Source organism: Campylobacter sp. RM9334 (genome assembly GCF_020138145.1).
Taxonomy (GTDB): domain Bacteria; phylum Campylobacterota; class Campylobacteria; order Campylobacterales; family Campylobacteraceae; genus Campylobacter_E.
Genome location: NZ_JACGAX010000003.1, coordinates 38,164 through 52,769 on the forward strand (window position 1 = coordinate 38,164; position 14,606 = coordinate 52,769).

At 27.4% G+C, this 14,606-nt stretch carries 16 protein-coding genes; 5 read left to right on the forward strand and 11 right to left on the reverse strand.

Annotated features, from left to right (window positions below; translation table 11 throughout):
- Positions 1–250: 250 nt before the first annotated feature.
- The 4 genes from AVBRAN9334_RS02060 to AVBRAN9334_RS02075 are packed head-to-tail and all read right to left on the reverse strand — an operon-like array spanning position 251 to position 3,810.
- On the reverse strand, positions 251–1,516 hold the full coding sequence (locus tag AVBRAN9334_RS02060; RefSeq protein ID WP_336606887.1) for an MFS transporter: 1,266 nt from the start codon (positions 1,514–1,516) through the stop codon (positions 251–253).
- Complete coding sequence (locus tag AVBRAN9334_RS02065) at positions 1,509–2,552, reverse strand: NAD(P)-dependent alcohol dehydrogenase (protein WP_336606888.1); 1,044 nt, start codon at positions 2,550–2,552, stop codon at positions 1,509–1,511. The genes AVBRAN9334_RS02060 and AVBRAN9334_RS02065 overlap by 8 nt, the downstream gene beginning before the upstream one ends.
- Before the next feature lie 9 nt (positions 2,553–2,561).
- Positions 2,562–3,299, reverse strand: coding sequence for a hypothetical protein (locus AVBRAN9334_RS02070; RefSeq protein ID WP_336606889.1), 738 nt, complete (start codon positions 3,297–3,299; stop codon positions 2,562–2,564).
- Position 3,300: 1 nt separating this feature from the next.
- Positions 3,301–3,810 (reverse strand): rhomboid family intramembrane serine protease, encoded by a 510-nt coding sequence (locus AVBRAN9334_RS02075; protein ID WP_214116597.1) that lies wholly within the window; start codon positions 3,808–3,810, stop codon positions 3,301–3,303.
- A 63-nt stretch (positions 3,811–3,873) separates the two neighbouring features.
- Between AVBRAN9334_RS02075 and AVBRAN9334_RS02080 the strand changes: the two genes are divergently transcribed.
- The 5 genes from AVBRAN9334_RS02080 to AVBRAN9334_RS02100 all read left to right on the forward strand — a co-directional run bounded on the left by AVBRAN9334_RS02080 (position 3,874) and on the right by AVBRAN9334_RS02100 (position 8,849).
- The gene (locus AVBRAN9334_RS02080; protein WP_214116599.1) at positions 3,874–4,611 is read left to right on the forward strand and encodes a (Fe-S)-binding protein; all 738 of its coding nucleotides are present in this window, start codon (positions 3,874–3,876) and stop codon (positions 4,609–4,611) included.
- A complete protein-coding gene (locus AVBRAN9334_RS02085; RefSeq protein WP_214116601.1) occupies positions 4,608–6,038 on the forward strand; it encodes a LutB/LldF family L-lactate oxidation iron-sulfur protein in 1,431 nt (476 codons plus the stop codon). The genes AVBRAN9334_RS02080 and AVBRAN9334_RS02085 overlap by 4 nt, the downstream gene beginning before the upstream one ends.
- A complete protein-coding gene (locus AVBRAN9334_RS02090) occupies positions 6,031–6,687 on the forward strand; it encodes a LutC/YkgG family protein (RefSeq protein WP_214116603.1) in 657 nt (218 codons plus the stop codon). The genes AVBRAN9334_RS02085 and AVBRAN9334_RS02090 overlap by 8 nt, the downstream gene beginning before the upstream one ends.
- 129 nt (positions 6,688–6,816) lie before the next feature.
- Entirely contained in the window at positions 6,817–7,617 is an 801-nt protein-coding gene (proB, locus tag AVBRAN9334_RS02095; RefSeq protein WP_214116606.1) for a glutamate 5-kinase, read from the forward strand.
- Between the two features lie 2 nt (positions 7,618–7,619).
- Positions 7,620–8,849 (forward strand): glutamate-5-semialdehyde dehydrogenase, encoded by a 1,230-nt coding sequence (locus tag AVBRAN9334_RS02100; protein WP_214120358.1) that lies wholly within the window; start codon positions 7,620–7,622, stop codon positions 8,847–8,849.
- 9 nt (positions 8,850–8,858) lie between these two features.
- Here the strand turns inward: AVBRAN9334_RS02100 and rimI are convergent, their stop codons facing one another.
- The 7 genes from rimI to AVBRAN9334_RS02135 all read right to left on the reverse strand — a co-directional run bounded on the left by rimI (position 8,859) and on the right by AVBRAN9334_RS02135 (position 14,603).
- Positions 8,859–9,299, reverse strand: coding sequence for a ribosomal protein S18-alanine N-acetyltransferase (rimI, locus tag AVBRAN9334_RS02105; RefSeq protein ID WP_214116611.1), 441 nt, complete (start codon positions 9,297–9,299; stop codon positions 8,859–8,861).
- A complete protein-coding gene (locus AVBRAN9334_RS02110) occupies positions 9,296–10,279 on the reverse strand; it encodes a DUF2156 domain-containing protein (protein ID WP_336606890.1) in 984 nt (327 codons plus the stop codon). The genes rimI and AVBRAN9334_RS02110 overlap by 4 nt, the downstream gene beginning before the upstream one ends.
- A gap of 535 nt (positions 10,280–10,814) precedes the next feature.
- A complete protein-coding gene (gene pth, locus AVBRAN9334_RS02115) occupies positions 10,815–11,351 on the reverse strand; it encodes an aminoacyl-tRNA hydrolase (protein ID WP_336606891.1) in 537 nt (178 codons plus the stop codon).
- A complete protein-coding gene (locus tag AVBRAN9334_RS02120; RefSeq protein WP_214116615.1) occupies positions 11,348–11,884 on the reverse strand; it encodes a 50S ribosomal protein L25/general stress protein Ctc in 537 nt (178 codons plus the stop codon). Before AVBRAN9334_RS02120 ends, pth begins: the two co-directional genes overlap by 4 nt.
- A gap of 59 nt (positions 11,885–11,943) precedes the next feature.
- Positions 11,944–13,128, reverse strand: coding sequence for a type IV pilus twitching motility protein PilT (locus AVBRAN9334_RS02125; RefSeq protein ID WP_214116621.1), 1,185 nt, complete (start codon positions 13,126–13,128; stop codon positions 11,944–11,946).
- Positions 13,129–13,137: 9 nt separating this feature from the next.
- On the reverse strand, positions 13,138–14,103 hold the full coding sequence (locus tag AVBRAN9334_RS02130; protein WP_336606892.1) for a transaldolase: 966 nt from the start codon (positions 14,101–14,103) through the stop codon (positions 13,138–13,140).
- Positions 14,103–14,603 (reverse strand): chemotaxis protein CheW, encoded by a 501-nt coding sequence (locus tag AVBRAN9334_RS02135; protein WP_214116625.1) that lies wholly within the window; start codon positions 14,601–14,603, stop codon positions 14,103–14,105. The genes AVBRAN9334_RS02130 and AVBRAN9334_RS02135 overlap by 1 nt, the downstream gene beginning before the upstream one ends.
- Positions 14,604–14,606 lie beyond the last annotated feature (3 nt).

A 14,606-nucleotide genomic window follows, 5' to 3' on the forward strand; every position in this document is an offset into this window, starting at 1 on the left:
AAAAGTATTTCAAAGCCGATTTAATGGGCTTTTATAAAGATTTTGTAAAGTATGTTGTAAAGGTTTTTTAAAAGCATTTTATGAAATGTAAAGCAAAAACTCTTATTTTATACACTTTGTAAAGCACTTACATTTTACAAAAATCAAGCTTAAATAACGAGCACATAAAGCTTTCAACTCATTTTATATCACTTACATTCTTTACATAAGTTTATATAATAAAAATCTAGCAATGATTAAAAACCCATTGCTAGATTTTTTTTCTAAAAGCAAAATAAATTAAGATTAATTGTAAAAATGCTAAAAATAGTATTAATTTTATAGAATTTAAAAAGCCAATTTCGTAATTATTATTAAAAATTATAGATATTATCATCACAGCATAGCTTCCAAAACTTTGTTGAAAAGTATTTATATAATTATTTGCATTTGTTTTATCTTTAGAAATTTTTATAGAGTAAGAAATTAAAGCACTCATAGATAAGCCTTGTGCGAAAGCATAAATTAAATAACATATTGAAAGATTTAATAAGGTTTTTTCTTCAATATTTAATAATAAAATATTTGCAATTATTATGATAAAAATACCTAGCAAACTTAATTTAAAAGATCCAAATTTATCGCTTAAATATCCGCTTATTGGAGATAAAATAGCAGCAATTAATGAGCCTAAAAGCATTACTTTACTAGCTTCAAAATTATCATAATTTTTACTCATAATTAAATAATTCGGCAGTATTAATGAGTAGCTTAAAGCAAAAAACTGCATTAAAAATACAATTAAAGTAGATGAGAAAAATTGCAAATTCTTAGCACTTGCAATAATTTTGCTTTTATTTAGCATAAAAATAATTAAAATACTAAAAAATAAAATATAAATATATTTAATACTTATAGCAACACTAATTACTAGCAATACAATTAATATATATTCTTTTAAGTCTAATTTATATTTTGTTCCAAGATTTGGAATATTTTTAATTCCTAAAACAAAGGCAAAAACCAAAAAAGGTGTTAAAAATATAAAAATATCTTTAAACTTAAAATATTTCATAATAAATCCACCATAAATTGGCCCAAAACCAGGTGCAGTCGCTACTAAAAATATACAAAATCCCATCAAAAATCCGAAGTATTTTTCACTAGCTTTAAAAATTACCATATTAAACATAAGTGGTAGAGCAATACCTGCAGCAATTCCTTGTAAAAATCTAGCAAAAACTAAAATATAAAACTCACCTGCGCTTGAGCAAATTATTAGGCTTATTAAAAATAATAAATTAGTAAAAATAAAAAGTTTTTTAGTATTTATTTGATTTACTAAATATGAGCTTAGTGGCATTGTAAGTGTGATTGCTAGTAAAAACATAGAAGTAAGTAAAGAAGCTTTATTAATATCAATATTAAAAGTTTGTATTAAATAAGCAAAAGTTACATTTAAAGAAGTTTCAATTAATACGCTTAAAAATGATATTAAGCCTAAAGATATTAGGCTTAAAATTAGATTTTTATTCATTAAAATCAATTACATATCTAAAAGAATTTGAATTATTCAATAAATCATCATAAGCTTTATTAATTTCATTAGGTTTTATAATTTTAACTTCTGGATAAATTGAGTGTTTTAATGAAAATTCAAGCATTTCTTTAGTTTCTTTAATGCCACCTATTAATGAGCCATAAATTTTCTTATGACTTACTCTAATTAAGGCATTTAGACTAATTGATACTTGTTCGTTTATTGGTGGTAAGCCAACGATTGCCATTTCTCCGCCGTATTTTAAAGCTCTTGCATACGCTAAGACATCGTATTTACTTGGAATTGTGCTAATTATTACATCAAATTTTTTATCAACCTTATTAATATCATTATAATAATTACTTGCTCCAAGTTTAATAGCTGCTTCTTTTTTAGTATCGTTTCTAGCTATTACACTAACATTTGCACCCATTGCTTTTGCGTATTTAAAAGCCATTACACCCAAGCCCCCAAATCCTGCGATTGCTATATCCATACCTTTACTAACTTTAGAGAATTTAAGTGGAGAATAAGTAGTAATTCCTGCACAAAAAAGTGGAGCAATTAGTTTTAGTGGAGCATTATTAGGAACTTTAATTGCATAGTTTTTATGAACTTTTATATAATTTGAATATCCGCCTTTAGTAATTTCTGAATTATTAAAATAATCAACACTATTATAAGTCCAAACAGCACCTTTTTGACAAAATTGCTCATTTGAGTTTAAACAAGCATCACATTCACCACAAGAATTAATCAAACAACCAATTCCTGCGTAATTTCCTATTTCAAATTCTTTTACATTTTTACCGATTTCAACTACTAAGCCAACTACTTCATGACCTGGAACTATAGGATATTTTGTAGCTTTCCATTCATTTTTAGCAGCGTGAATATCACTATGGCAAATCCCACAATACATAGTTTTAATCAATATCTCATCATCTCTTAAAGCACTTCTTTTAAAAGTAATTGGCTTAAAATTAGCACTTTCATCATAAGCTGCAAAGCCTTTAGTTATAATTTCACTCATATTTTTTCCTTATTTGCAAGTTAATTCTAAAGTAGCGTTTAGTTTAAAATTACTATCTTTTTCTATTGGTGTATCATCGTATTTGTAATCAGCACCTAATATTTGATTTTGTGCTATTTCATAATGTTTTATTGATTTTATTTCACAAATTTTATTTGTAAGATTAGAATATTTATCTTTTATACCTATAGCTTTTTTAAATATTTCATCATACAATTCTTGTTTTATTATGCTTATTTCTTCTTTACTAACTGATAGATTTAAGGCAGGAGAATTAATTGTAATATACTCATTATTAGCTAGTATGTTATCTATATCTTTTAATAAATTCTTATAGTTTTGATATTCTTCTTTTTTAAACTCACATCTTAAAGCAGAATCAAATTTATAACCATTTGGAATATTCATTCCATCTTGATAGGCTATATTAGGTTGTAATATATAGCTTCCACCTTCACATAAATTACTTTCTTTTACTCTTTCTAATACCTTAGAGAACAATTCTTCTATTTCATTCTTTTCATTTTCATTTAGATTTTCTTTTATACTAAGTTGTTTTGTCATAGTAAATTTTGGATTTGAAATATAAGAATCATAATTTAATCTTTTTTCTACTTCTATTGTTTGCTCAATAACAATTTCATCTTTATTTATTAAATACTCATAAATTTTAGTAGATATTAATCCTAATATAAAGAATATAAATAAACTAAAGCATAAGCTAAAACCTTTTAAAAAATTTTTCATTCTATCTCCTTAAAAAATAAATTCCATAAGCATAGATTATGCCAAAAATAGCACCAAAAATATGAGCCTGCCAAGCAATATTTTGAAAAATCACAGCAGAAATTATACTAGTTACTACAATAGCTATTAAAAATCCATTTTGTCTTAAAATAATTGCAGCATAGCCCATTAAAGCACTAATAGCTCCACTAGCTCCAAGTAAAATGAAATTATAATATCCCATATTTATCATTAAATAATAATACCCCAAAGATGAAATAATTGCACCTACAAAATATACAATTAATAAGTGTTTGATATTTAAAAATCTAAGAATTTGAGATAGCATAAAAAGCATTACCATATTCATAAAAATATGCTCAAAATCTCCGTGCAAAAACGAGTAGGTAAAAAATGTATAAAAATCACTTCCATAATAAAGTGCAAAGTTATTTATAAATACAGATTTACCAAATAAAAATTCAAGTAAATAAATCAACACATTTAAAAAAATAATCGCATAAAAAACCATTTTAACCCTTTAATATTTTTAAAGTTATATAATAAATTATCATTTTATTAAAAAGGGTTAAAAATGCAAAAAAAAGTATATTTTTATGCGACCTGTCTAGCAAGTGCTGCTATGCAGAATACTATTTTAAACTCTATTAAGCTTTTAAGAAGTGCTGGAGTTGAAGTGATTTTTAAAAAAGATCAAACCTGTTGCGGTCAGCCAAGTTATAACACAGGATATTTTAAAGATACTAAAAAAGTAGCTTTATATAATGCCGAATTATTTAGTGAAGATTTGCCAGTAGTAATTCCTAGTGGAAGTTGCGGTGGTATGATGAGCCATGATTATGTTGAGCTTTTTAAAGACGATGCAAATTATGAAAAAATTAAAAAATTTAGCTCAAAAGTAATAGAACTTAGTCAATATTTAGAACAAATCGGATTTAAGATAGAAGATAAAGGAGAGCCTATTAAGGTTACTTGGCATAGCAATTGCCACGCTTTAAGAGTGCAAAAAAGCATTGAAGCTTCTAAAAATTTATTAAGAAGTCTTAAAAATGTTGAATTAGTTGAGCTTAAATATGAAGAAGAATGCTGCGGATTTGGTGGGACTTTTAGTGTAAAAGAGCCTGAAATCTCAAACGCTATGGCAACTGCAAAAGTAAATGATATAGTTGAAAGTGGAGCAAAGGTTATAATTTCAGCTGATGGTGGGTGTTTATTAAACATTCGTGGAACTATTGCAAAAATGGGTCTTGATATCAAAACTTATCATTTATATGACTTTTTAGCTGCTAGAATGCAAGGAGAAAAGATATGAAAAATCATAGTGAATTAATTAAAACTAAATTAGCTGATAAACAAATGAGAGAAAATGTAAGCTCTGCAATGCACGCCTTACAAGATAGAAGAAAAAACCTAATAAATGCAAAATTTCAAGATTGGCAAGGGCTTAGAACAAAAGCACAAAAAGCTAAAAATAATGCTTTATATACCTTAAAAGATAGGGTATTAGAATTTGAAAAAAATGCTACAAAAAATGGAATGAAAGTGCATTTTGCAAATACTAAAGAAGATGCTTGTGAGATAATTTATGAGCTAATGATGGAAAAGAAAATCAGTAAAGTCTTAAAAGGCAAATCAATGGCTAGTGAAGAAATAGGCTTAAATCACTATTTAGAACACAAAGGCTTAAATGCAATTGAGACTGATTTAGGAGAGCTGATTTTACAATTAGGTAATGAAACTCCTGTTCATATAGTTGTCCCTGCAATTCATAAAAATCGTTATGAAATAGGAGAATTATTTAGCGAAAAATTAGGCGTAGCTAAAGAAAGTGAGCCTGAAAAATTAAATGCAATTGCTAGAACTCATTTAAGAAATGAATTTGAAGGTTTGCAAATGGGAATTAGCGGGGTAAATTTTGCAATTTCAAGTGAAGGTGCTATTTGGCTGATTGAAAACGAAGGCAATGGTAGAATGTGCACAACTGCTCCAACTATTCATGTAGCAATTTGTGGAATTGAAAAAATAGTAGAGAGTTTTACTGATGCAGCTACAACTGATACATTATTAACTCCATCTGCTACAGGACAATTTATCCCTGCGTATAACAATATTATTACAGGCCCTAGAAAAGCTGATGAGCTAGATGGTCCTAAAGAAGTGCATATAATATTATTTAACAACCATAGAACAAATATTTTAAGTAACGAAGATTATTATGAAGCATTACGCTGCATTAGATGTGGTGCTTGTATGAACTTTTGTCCTGTGTATGATAAAATCGGCGGTCATAGTTATGATGCTGTTTATCCTGGGCCAATTGGAGAAGTTATATCTCCGCAATTATTCGGTATGAAAGAGCATGGAGATATTTTAAGTTTATGTTCTTTATGTGGTCGTTGCTCTGAAGTTTGCCCTGTAAAAATCCCACTTGATAGTATGATTAGAAAATTACGCCGTGATAAGATAGGTGAAGCTGGGGACAATGCTCCACTAGGTGCAAATGAATTAGAGCATAGTGCAATGGAAAGCTATGGATTTGCTAAGTTTGCTGATATTGCTACAAGTCCAAAAATGTGGAGAGTTGCTATTGGTAACGCAAGTAAGTTTAACTGGCTATTACAAAGTCTAGGAACAAGCCTACCTGTGCTTAAAAATTGGGCTACTTATAAAGACTTACCTGAACTTAAAGGAAATATTTATAAAGAATTAGAAAACTTAGAAGGAGTTTCTTATGAATAAGAGAATTGAAGAGATAAGCAATCGCTCAAGAAATCAGATTTTAAATGCAATTGAATGTGGTGTAAGACACGAGTTAAATGATAAAAGTATAGACCCAAGTGTGCATATAAAACAAAGCGATAATCCTTTAGAAGAAACTAAAACTAAAATGAGTGAAAACAAATTTGAAGTTCATGAAGTTAGTGGCTTAGACAATGTTTATGATGAAATAAACAAAATCACAAGCTCTTATGGATATTCATCTTTAATTTATCCAAAAAGCCTAAGTGCTGATGTAGAAAAAATAAATGCAAGTAAAAAAGTTTGTTTTGATAAAAGCGTAGAAGAATTAAGAAGTGAAGTTTTTCATAGTGATTTTTCAGTAATTGATGTAGAATTTGCTATTAGCTCACATGGGGTTGCTTGTATAAAATCAAGTGCAAATCAACCAAGAATGCTAAGCCTTGCTCCAATGCTTTGCATTATGCTACTTGATAAAACAAAAATTGAGCCTTCACTTGCTAGTGGTCTTGCTAGAATAAAAGCTGAAAATGAGATTTTACCTACTAATATTTTATATATTGCAGGTCCTAGTAGAACATCTGATATTGAGCTTGTAACCGTTTTTGGAGTTCATGGAAGTCAAAAAGTTCATATAATATTTTACTAAAATTTACCCCTAATATTAGGGGTAAAATATTATTATTTTATATTCTAATCATTTTAAATTCTCATTTGTAATTTTTATATTTAAGCATTAATTTAAAGTATTTAATATTCTTCTAAATAAGGGGAAAATATGAATGAGAATTTAAAAATTAATTTAAAAGATAGCAAAAGAATTGTAATCAAAGTTGGCACTTCAACTCTAACTTATGAAAATGGTAATTTAAACTTAGGATTAATTAATAAGTTAGCTTGGGTTTTAGCTGATTTGAAAAATCAAGGAAAAGAAGTTGTATTGGTTACTTCAGGTGCGATTGGGGTTGGTTCAAAAAAACTTGGCTTTAAGCAAAGACCTACAATTACTATGGAAAAACAAGCAGCAGCAGCAATAGGTCAAGCAGAGCTTATGCATATTTATCAAAACGCATTTGCTAATTTTAGTTCATTTGTAGCACAAGTTTTACTAACTAAAGATGATTTTGAAATAGAGCAAAGAAAACAAAATACTGAAAACACTTTAAATACTTTATTAAAATACGAAATTATCCCGATAATTAATGCTAATGATACTATTTCAACTTATGAGATTGAATTTAGTGATAATGATAGCCTTTCAGCTAGTGTTGCTTGTCTAATCAAGGCTGATTTGTTAATAATCTTAAGTGATATAGACGCATTTTATACAGCAAATCCTAAGAACAATCCTAATGCAAAAAGAATTTCTTATGTAGAAAAAATCACAGATGAGATTATGCAAATGGGCGGAGATAAAGGTAGTGAGTTTAGTATAGGTGGTATGAAGACAAAATTACAAGCTGCAAGTAATTGTGCTAAAAATGGTGTAAGAATGGCTATTTTAAACGGCTCTAATCCTATGAATATTAGCGAGTTAATTAGTGGTGCTGATATAGGAACTATTTTTGATAAGGAGTAAAAATGATTGATATTTTATGCAAGAATGCAAAAAATGCAAAGACTAAATTAGCTAAGCTTAATTCAAGTATTAAAAAAGAAGTTTTAAATTCTTGTGCTGATGAAATACTTGCAAATATTGATGGTTTATTAAAAGCAAACCTTAAAGATATTAATGATAATTCAAATCTAAAAAGTGCTTTTGTAGATAGATTAAGACTTAATGAAAATAGAATAAATAATATGATAAGCACTTTAAGAAATGTCGCTTTACTTGATGATGTAGTGGGTAGGGTGGTATTTGGAAAGACTTTAGAAAATGGTCTAAAAATGCAGCAAATTAAGGTGCCTTTAGGAGTAGTTGCTATTATTTTTGAATCTCGTCCTAATGTTTGCGTAGATGCTTTTGCACTATGTTTTAAGAGTTCTAATGTAGTGATTTTAAGGGGTGGAAAGGAAGCTTTAAATACTAATTTATTTTTAGTTTCAATTTTTCAAAAGGTATTAAAAAGGTTTGATTTAGATGAGAATTTCGTTCAGATTGTAAGTGATACTAACAGGGATTTAGTAAAAGAGCTTTTAAGGGCGAATGATTATATAGATGTGGTAATTCCAAGGGGTAGTGCTAGTTTGATTAATGAAGTTAAAAATAATAGCCTAATTCCTTGTATTCAAACAGGAGTAGGGAATTGCCATATTTATGTTGATTATAATGCGAAAATAGATGATGCTATAAATATTATAAATAATGCTAAAACTCAAAGACCAGGTGTGTGTAATAGTGTAGAGACTTTACTCATTAATAAAAATATAGCTAGTGAGATTTTGCCTTTATTAGAAAGCAAAATGCCTAATGTAGAACTTAGAGTTTGCACTAAGTGTGAGAAATTTTTAAAAAATTATAAAAAGGCAAACGAGAGTGATTGGGAAGAAGAATTTGAAGATTTAATACTAGCTATTAAAATAGTAGATGATATTAATGAAGCTATACTTCACATTCAAAAATACAGCACAAATCATTCAGAAGCGATAATTTCTCAAGATTATACTAATATTAATAAGTTCTTAGATGAGATTGATTCAGCAGTTTTATATGTAAATGCTAGCACTAGATTTAGCGATGGTGCGGAATTTGGCTATGCGGCTGAAATAGGAATAAGCACTCAAAAACTTCACGCAAGAGGTCCTATGGGATTAAATGAATTAACAACTACAAAATATCAAATCATAGGAAATGCTCATATTAGAAAATAAACTTAAAGCCTAATTTTTAGGCTTTAATATAAGCGTCATTTTAATACCATCTTCATTGCTATAATAATTTTTTAAGATTTTTTCTTCTTTAAATTGAAGTTTTTTATATAAATTAATAGCATTTATATTGCTTACTCTTACTTCTAAAAATATCTTTTCTTTATTTAATACTTTAGCATTATTAATTAGTTCTTCGCATAATTTTGTGCCTATTTTTAAACCCTTAAATTCATCTTTTATCGCTAAAGAATATATTCTAATACTATTTTTATAAGTAAGCTTCATAATATATCCAGCTACTTTTTTATCACATAAAAAAATAAATATATTTTCTTTTTTTATGTGATATAAGAAATTATTTTTACTTAACTTAAAACAATCATTTTTAAAACATTCTTCTTCAATTAGCAAAAGGTCTTTTAAATGAGTTTTAGTAGCTTTTATAATCATAGTTTTTGATATATTGTGTATTTTGGTATGATTTTTTCTGGACGATATGACATTTTAACTTTTTTTAGGTTTTCAAAGCCCATATCATCTCCTACATTTATGTATTTACAATCATATTTTTCTTTTAAAACTTTTGAAAACTCTCTAAATATAAATTGAGCACAACCTAAAGTTTCAAAATCAGTTTTTTCAATCAATACACTTGCTGTATCGCTACATATTTTTTCGCCTATTGTAAAGCCTTTTAATTCATCATCAATATAAATTACTAAGCCATCTAGTCCTAATGTCTCGTAATCTTGTAAGCATTTTTTAATCGCTAATCTTTCTTGATAAATTCCATCTAAAAACGCATCTACTTCAGCTTTAGGAACATATTTAATCCTATCGCTTACCCATTTATCAAAAAGCATTTTTATATCATCGCTATGTTTTTTACAATCTAATGTCTGTAAAAAATAATTTGGATATACTCTTTTAAATTTATTAATTTCGGTTCTTTTAGTGTGATAAGCATTACCCCTAAGCTCTATTAAATCATCGCTTACATATATATAATCTGCTAATTTTTTTTCTATTATATAATTATCTAGTGAGCTAAACATAACTTCACCTTCATTTGTATGGGTAATAAATCCTTCTAAGAAGTTATCACAAACATATTCAATTTTAGAGTAATATGTAGAAGTATTGTTTTCATTCATAATCTTAAAGCATTCTGGTATGCTATCATAACAATCTTGAGGTTTTCCTAGTGGTGGTAATAACATAGATAATTCTCCACCATTCATAACAAATAAGCAAAATGTATTATTGATTATTGAATAAAATCCACTAGCTTTAGAAAGCCAAATATAGTTCGCACAAAATGAATAATCACTGACATTAACATCAAAATCCTTTAAGTATTCTTGCATAATTGGTTTTGTTTTTAAGTCAAATGATTTTAGTGTATGTCCTTGTAGTTTTATCTCTGCCACTTTAATCCTTTTTTTAAAAAAATGTCGCGATTATAGGTTATTAAAGTAACTTATTAGATATAATCAATTAGCTAAATTAATTATTTTCTAAGTGTTTTATAAATAGTTCAAATTAGAGAATTTGTTAATTTTTTACTTTTATATTTTTAGAAATATATGTAGATTTTGAATATGTTAAGTTTTTTATAAATTCTATTGTTGTGATTTAATCATATAAGTATATTTTTAAATTCATAAAATTAACTTTTTAAACATTTATAAATATTTAATGAGTATTTTTTCAATGGAATTCATTGATAAATAATTTTATATTTGTAATTTAATTTATCTTATTTTGAAAAATTTTGTTTTTAAATAAACATTTTAAATAGGTTTTAAGTATGATTTATTTTAAGTCTATATCACGATTATTATAAATTGTAATTTATTTATGAGTTTGGCAAAACTACAATAACTAAAATATTAGGCTATTTAAATACATATTTGTATTATTAATTATTTAAGAATAATGATTTTATTAATTATTTGAAAGTGTTTAATTATGAAATTTATTTTGAGTCTTTAATATATCATTGTCTAAAAGATATTCTAAAGCGTCTTTTGAATAATTTAAGAAGTTTTCTAATTCTTTTTTTTCATCTTCATTAAAATTGTCAAGAACATAATTAATAACTTCATATTTTAAATCAGGTTTTCCAATTCCTAATCTAATTCTTTCATAATCATTACCTATAAAGTTATCTATGGATTTTAATCCATTATGACCACCAGAACTACCACCTTTTTTAATTTTTAGCTTAGAAAAATTTATATCCATTTCATCGTGGCATACAATTATTCTTTCTGGTTTATAAAAATCTACGACTTTCTTTACACTTTCCCCTGAATTATTCATATAGGTTAGTGGTTTAAGTAGTAATATATTTTGTTTTTTATAAAGTTCTCCATTGCAGTTTAAATTTTGTTTAGTGTAAGAAGAGTTAAGTAATTTATCAATTAACATAAAGCCTAGGTTGTGGCGAGTATTTGCATATTTCTCGCCAGGATTTCCTAAGCCTACTACTAAAATCATCTAGCTTTTTCAACTCCAACAACAGCTACACGACCAGCGTCAATAATTTTTACATTATCAGCAACTTTAATATCTCTTACTAATAAAGCATCACCAACATCTAAATCAGTTACATCTAATTCAAAGAAATTAGGTAAATTTTCTGCTTTACATTTTACTTTTAAGCGGCGTTTTGATTGAATTAATACACCTTTATTTTTAAGACCTTTTGCAGTTCCTACAACTTTTACAGGAACCATATAAAAGCTCTCAACACCTTTTAGTGCTATTTTTAAATCAACGTGTTTAATTTCGCTAGTTACAGGATGGTGTTGATAATCAACAATTACAACTTCATAAGTTTTACCATCAACACTAACAGGGAAAATTAATCCGTCTTTTTTACGAACTTCTTTAATAAATTCGTTTGTTTTAAATACCGCATGGATATTTTCAACGCCTTTGCCATAGATATTAGCAATTAGCATACCATCTTGTCTAGCAGCTTTAGCTGACTTTCTACCAATACTCTGTCTAATTTGTCCTTCTAACATAAAATGTCCTTTCAAAAAAAATAAGTGTGAATAATACTATAAAAAGTTTAATAAAAATATTATTCTTCTTGAGAAGCAAGTTTAAATTGAAAACCAGTGCTTACATTAGATGATGATTTTTTTGCTTCTCCAAATTTATAACCATCAATTAATACTTTCAAGTCATTTGCATTACTTGCTTTATCATACGCTTCTTCTTCTGTAATTCTTCCTGATTTATATAGCATTAGCAAATGTTGGTCAAAACTTTGCATTTTCATTGTGCCTTCTTTTAATACATCGCCTATTGAGTTTTCTCTACCTTCTAAAATAAGTCTTTTTATACGCTCATTTCCTCTTAAAACTTCAATAGCAGCTGTTCTTTTTCCATCTGTGGTTTTACATAATCTTTGAGAAATAACAGCCTTTAATACTCCAGAAAATGAACTTCTAATTCTGTTTTGCTCTTCTTTAGGGAACATTCCTAAAACCCTATTTAATGTTTCTTGTGCATTAATTGTGTGAAGTGTGCTTAAAACTAAGTGTCCTGTTTCTGCTGCGTGCATTGCTACTTCAATGGTTTCTAAATCTCTCATCTCACCTACTAGAATAATATCAGGGTCTTCCCTTAAAGCTGCTCTTAGTGCATCTTGAAAGCTTAAAGCATCTTGTCCTATAGCTCTTTGATTTACTATTGATTTTGCAGGTTTATATTTAAATTCAATTGGGTCTTCAATAGTGATAATATGTCTATGGTAGTTTTGATTGATATATTCAATGATTGAAGCAAGTGTAGTCGTTTTACCACTACCAGTTGGTCCAGTAACTAATATTAATCCCCTTGTTTCTGTTGTTGTTATATCTTTAATAACTTCTGGCAGTTTTAATGCTTCAAAACTTGGCATAGTATCAGGGATTGTTCTAAAAACAGCACTAGGTCCATTCATTGTAAAAAATAAATTCACACGAAAAGAGCCTTTGTATTTAAATTTATCTTTATTTTTAGGCTCATAAGAGAAGTCTATATTTTTATTATCTACAAATCTTGTAAAATCTCCCCTTGTTAGGGCTTTACATAAATCTAACATATCTTCTCTTGATATAATATCAGGTGCTATTTCGCTAATTTCTCCATTTACTCTACCTTTTGGATTTAGGTTTGAGCTAAGGTGTAAATCACTTCCACCAACTTCAATTAAGGTATTTAACCAACCATCTAAATTATCTCTTAATTCCCAACGAATATTTTCTAAATCTATTTCCATTAATAACCTTTAAAGACTTTCTAAAATATCTATATATGCTTTTTCAAATTGGATTAATCCATCTTCTAAAAGTTTTTTGCAAGCGGCATTATACTCAATTTCGTTTATAGTTGAGAATATAAAATCTTTTGAATTTGAAATTATTTCTTGATTTAAATTCTTTATAGTTTTACTAGGTTTATAGGCATTTATAGCATTAATTGGAGCTGTATTTATAGTGTTATTAAATTCTAGTTCTTTTAAATAATAATCTTTACTTAAATCATTACTTTTTGTTCCTGTACTTGCAAATAAAGCTCTTATATTTTCATTATCTACTTTAGATGCTGAATAAATTGCGTTTTGAATTCCTATTTTGTTTTTAACGCTAAATCTATTATTTAATAAGCTATCAACTCTGCTTACAAAAATGCTAACTACACCTTTATTAATTATTCCATTAGGATTTTTTGCTTTATATTTTTTCATACCTTGTGCTATTGCATCATTACATTTTTTTGCTTGTTCGTAAGAAAAAATCAGTGTAGCATTTATGCTAATTCCATAACTTGCCAATGTATTCATAACTTCATATCCTGCATTAGTTGCCGGCACTTTTATCATTAAATTTGGCATATTTATCAAATTAGCAATTTTCAAACCTTCTGCAATACTAAGACCTGCATTATTGCTATTTAGTGGATTTATTTCAAAACTAATAAAACCATTATTGTTATCTTTTGCATATAAATAGCTCATTTTAATAGCTGCTTTTTTAATGTCTTCTAAAGCTAGAGTTAAAAATAATTCTTCTTTATTTTTTATATTTAATTGCTTAATTCTTTCTTTATAATATGCTGAAGTAGTAATTGCATTTTTAAATATACTAGGATTACTAGTAGCACCATTTATAGTGCCACTAGCTAGCATTTGTAAAAATTCATTATCTAAAAAACTATTTTCAATAAAATCACACCAAATGCTATATCCACTCATTAAAAATCCCTTTTCATTAAAGCTTCAACTTTTAATATAGTTAAAATACTATTTTCTTGCTTGCCAATTCCATCAATCATACCTTTTTCTTTAAGTAAAGTTTCAGGTGGTTGGTCAATATTACTTTCTTTAATTTTGATAGCTTCTGTTAATTTATCAATAACAAAACCGATATTTCCTTCTTCACCCTTTAAAACTATATATCTTGTATGTTGAGTATGTTTTGAACTACCCAAGCCAAAACGCTTTGCAAGGTCAATTAATGGAATTACATTACCACGCATATTGAATACTCCTAATACATAATCAGGAACGCTAGGAACTCTAGTGTATTCAATAGGCTTTATGATTTCTTGTATGCTTAGAATTGGAATTGCATACTCTTCTTCATCAATCATAAATCCTACTAATTGTCTAATTTGTTCTTCTTTTACATCTCTACCAGAAGCACCTTTAACTTGTTCTTGTTGTCTATTTAAAACTTGATTTAATCTTTCCATTAC

What these genes read in the sequence shown, in the direction of transcription:
- AVBRAN9334_RS02080 (WP_214116599.1), top strand. Translation starts at nt 3,874, where the DNA reads ATGCAAAAAAAAGTATATTTTTATGCGACCTGTCTAGCAAGTGCTGCT.
- pth (WP_336606891.1), bottom strand. Translation starts at nt 11,351, where the DNA reads ATGATTTTAGTAGTAGGCTTAGGAAATCCTGGCGAGAAATATGCAAAT.
- AVBRAN9334_RS02075 (WP_214116597.1), bottom strand. Translation starts at nt 3,810, where the DNA reads ATGGTTTTTTATGCGATTATTTTTTTAAATGTGTTGATTTATTTACTT.
- AVBRAN9334_RS02090 (WP_214116603.1), top strand. Translation starts at nt 6,031, where the DNA reads ATGAATAAGAGAATTGAAGAGATAAGCAATCGCTCAAGAAATCAGATT.
- AVBRAN9334_RS02060 (WP_336606887.1), bottom strand. Translation starts at nt 1,516, where the DNA reads ATGAATAAAAATCTAATTTTAAGCCTAATATCTTTAGGCTTAATATCA.
- AVBRAN9334_RS02130 (WP_336606892.1), bottom strand. Translation starts at nt 14,103, where the DNA reads ATGAGTGGATATAGCATTTGGTGTGATTTTATTGAAAATAGTTTTTTA.
- AVBRAN9334_RS02070 (WP_336606889.1), bottom strand. Translation starts at nt 3,299, where the DNA reads ATGAAAAATTTTTTAAAAGGTTTTAGCTTATGCTTTAGTTTATTTATA.
- AVBRAN9334_RS02120 (WP_214116615.1), bottom strand. Translation starts at nt 11,884, where the DNA reads ATGTTAGAAGGACAAATTAGACAGAGTATTGGTAGAAAGTCAGCTAAA.
- AVBRAN9334_RS02100 (WP_214120358.1), top strand. Translation starts at nt 7,620, where the DNA reads ATGATTGATATTTTATGCAAGAATGCAAAAAATGCAAAGACTAAATTA.
- proB (WP_214116606.1), top strand. Translation starts at nt 6,817, where the DNA reads ATGAATGAGAATTTAAAAATTAATTTAAAAGATAGCAAAAGAATTGTA.
- AVBRAN9334_RS02065 (WP_336606888.1), bottom strand. Translation starts at nt 2,552, where the DNA reads ATGAGTGAAATTATAACTAAAGGCTTTGCAGCTTATGATGAAAGTGCT.
- AVBRAN9334_RS02085 (WP_214116601.1), top strand. Translation starts at nt 4,608, where the DNA reads ATGAAAAATCATAGTGAATTAATTAAAACTAAATTAGCTGATAAACAA.
- rimI (WP_214116611.1), bottom strand. Translation starts at nt 9,299, where the DNA reads ATGATTATAAAAGCTACTAAAACTCATTTAAAAGACCTTTTGCTAATT.
- AVBRAN9334_RS02125 (WP_214116621.1), bottom strand. Translation starts at nt 13,128, where the DNA reads ATGGAAATAGATTTAGAAAATATTCGTTGGGAATTAAGAGATAATTTA.
- AVBRAN9334_RS02135 (WP_214116625.1), bottom strand. Translation starts at nt 14,603, where the DNA reads ATGGAAAGATTAAATCAAGTTTTAAATAGACAACAAGAACAAGTTAAA.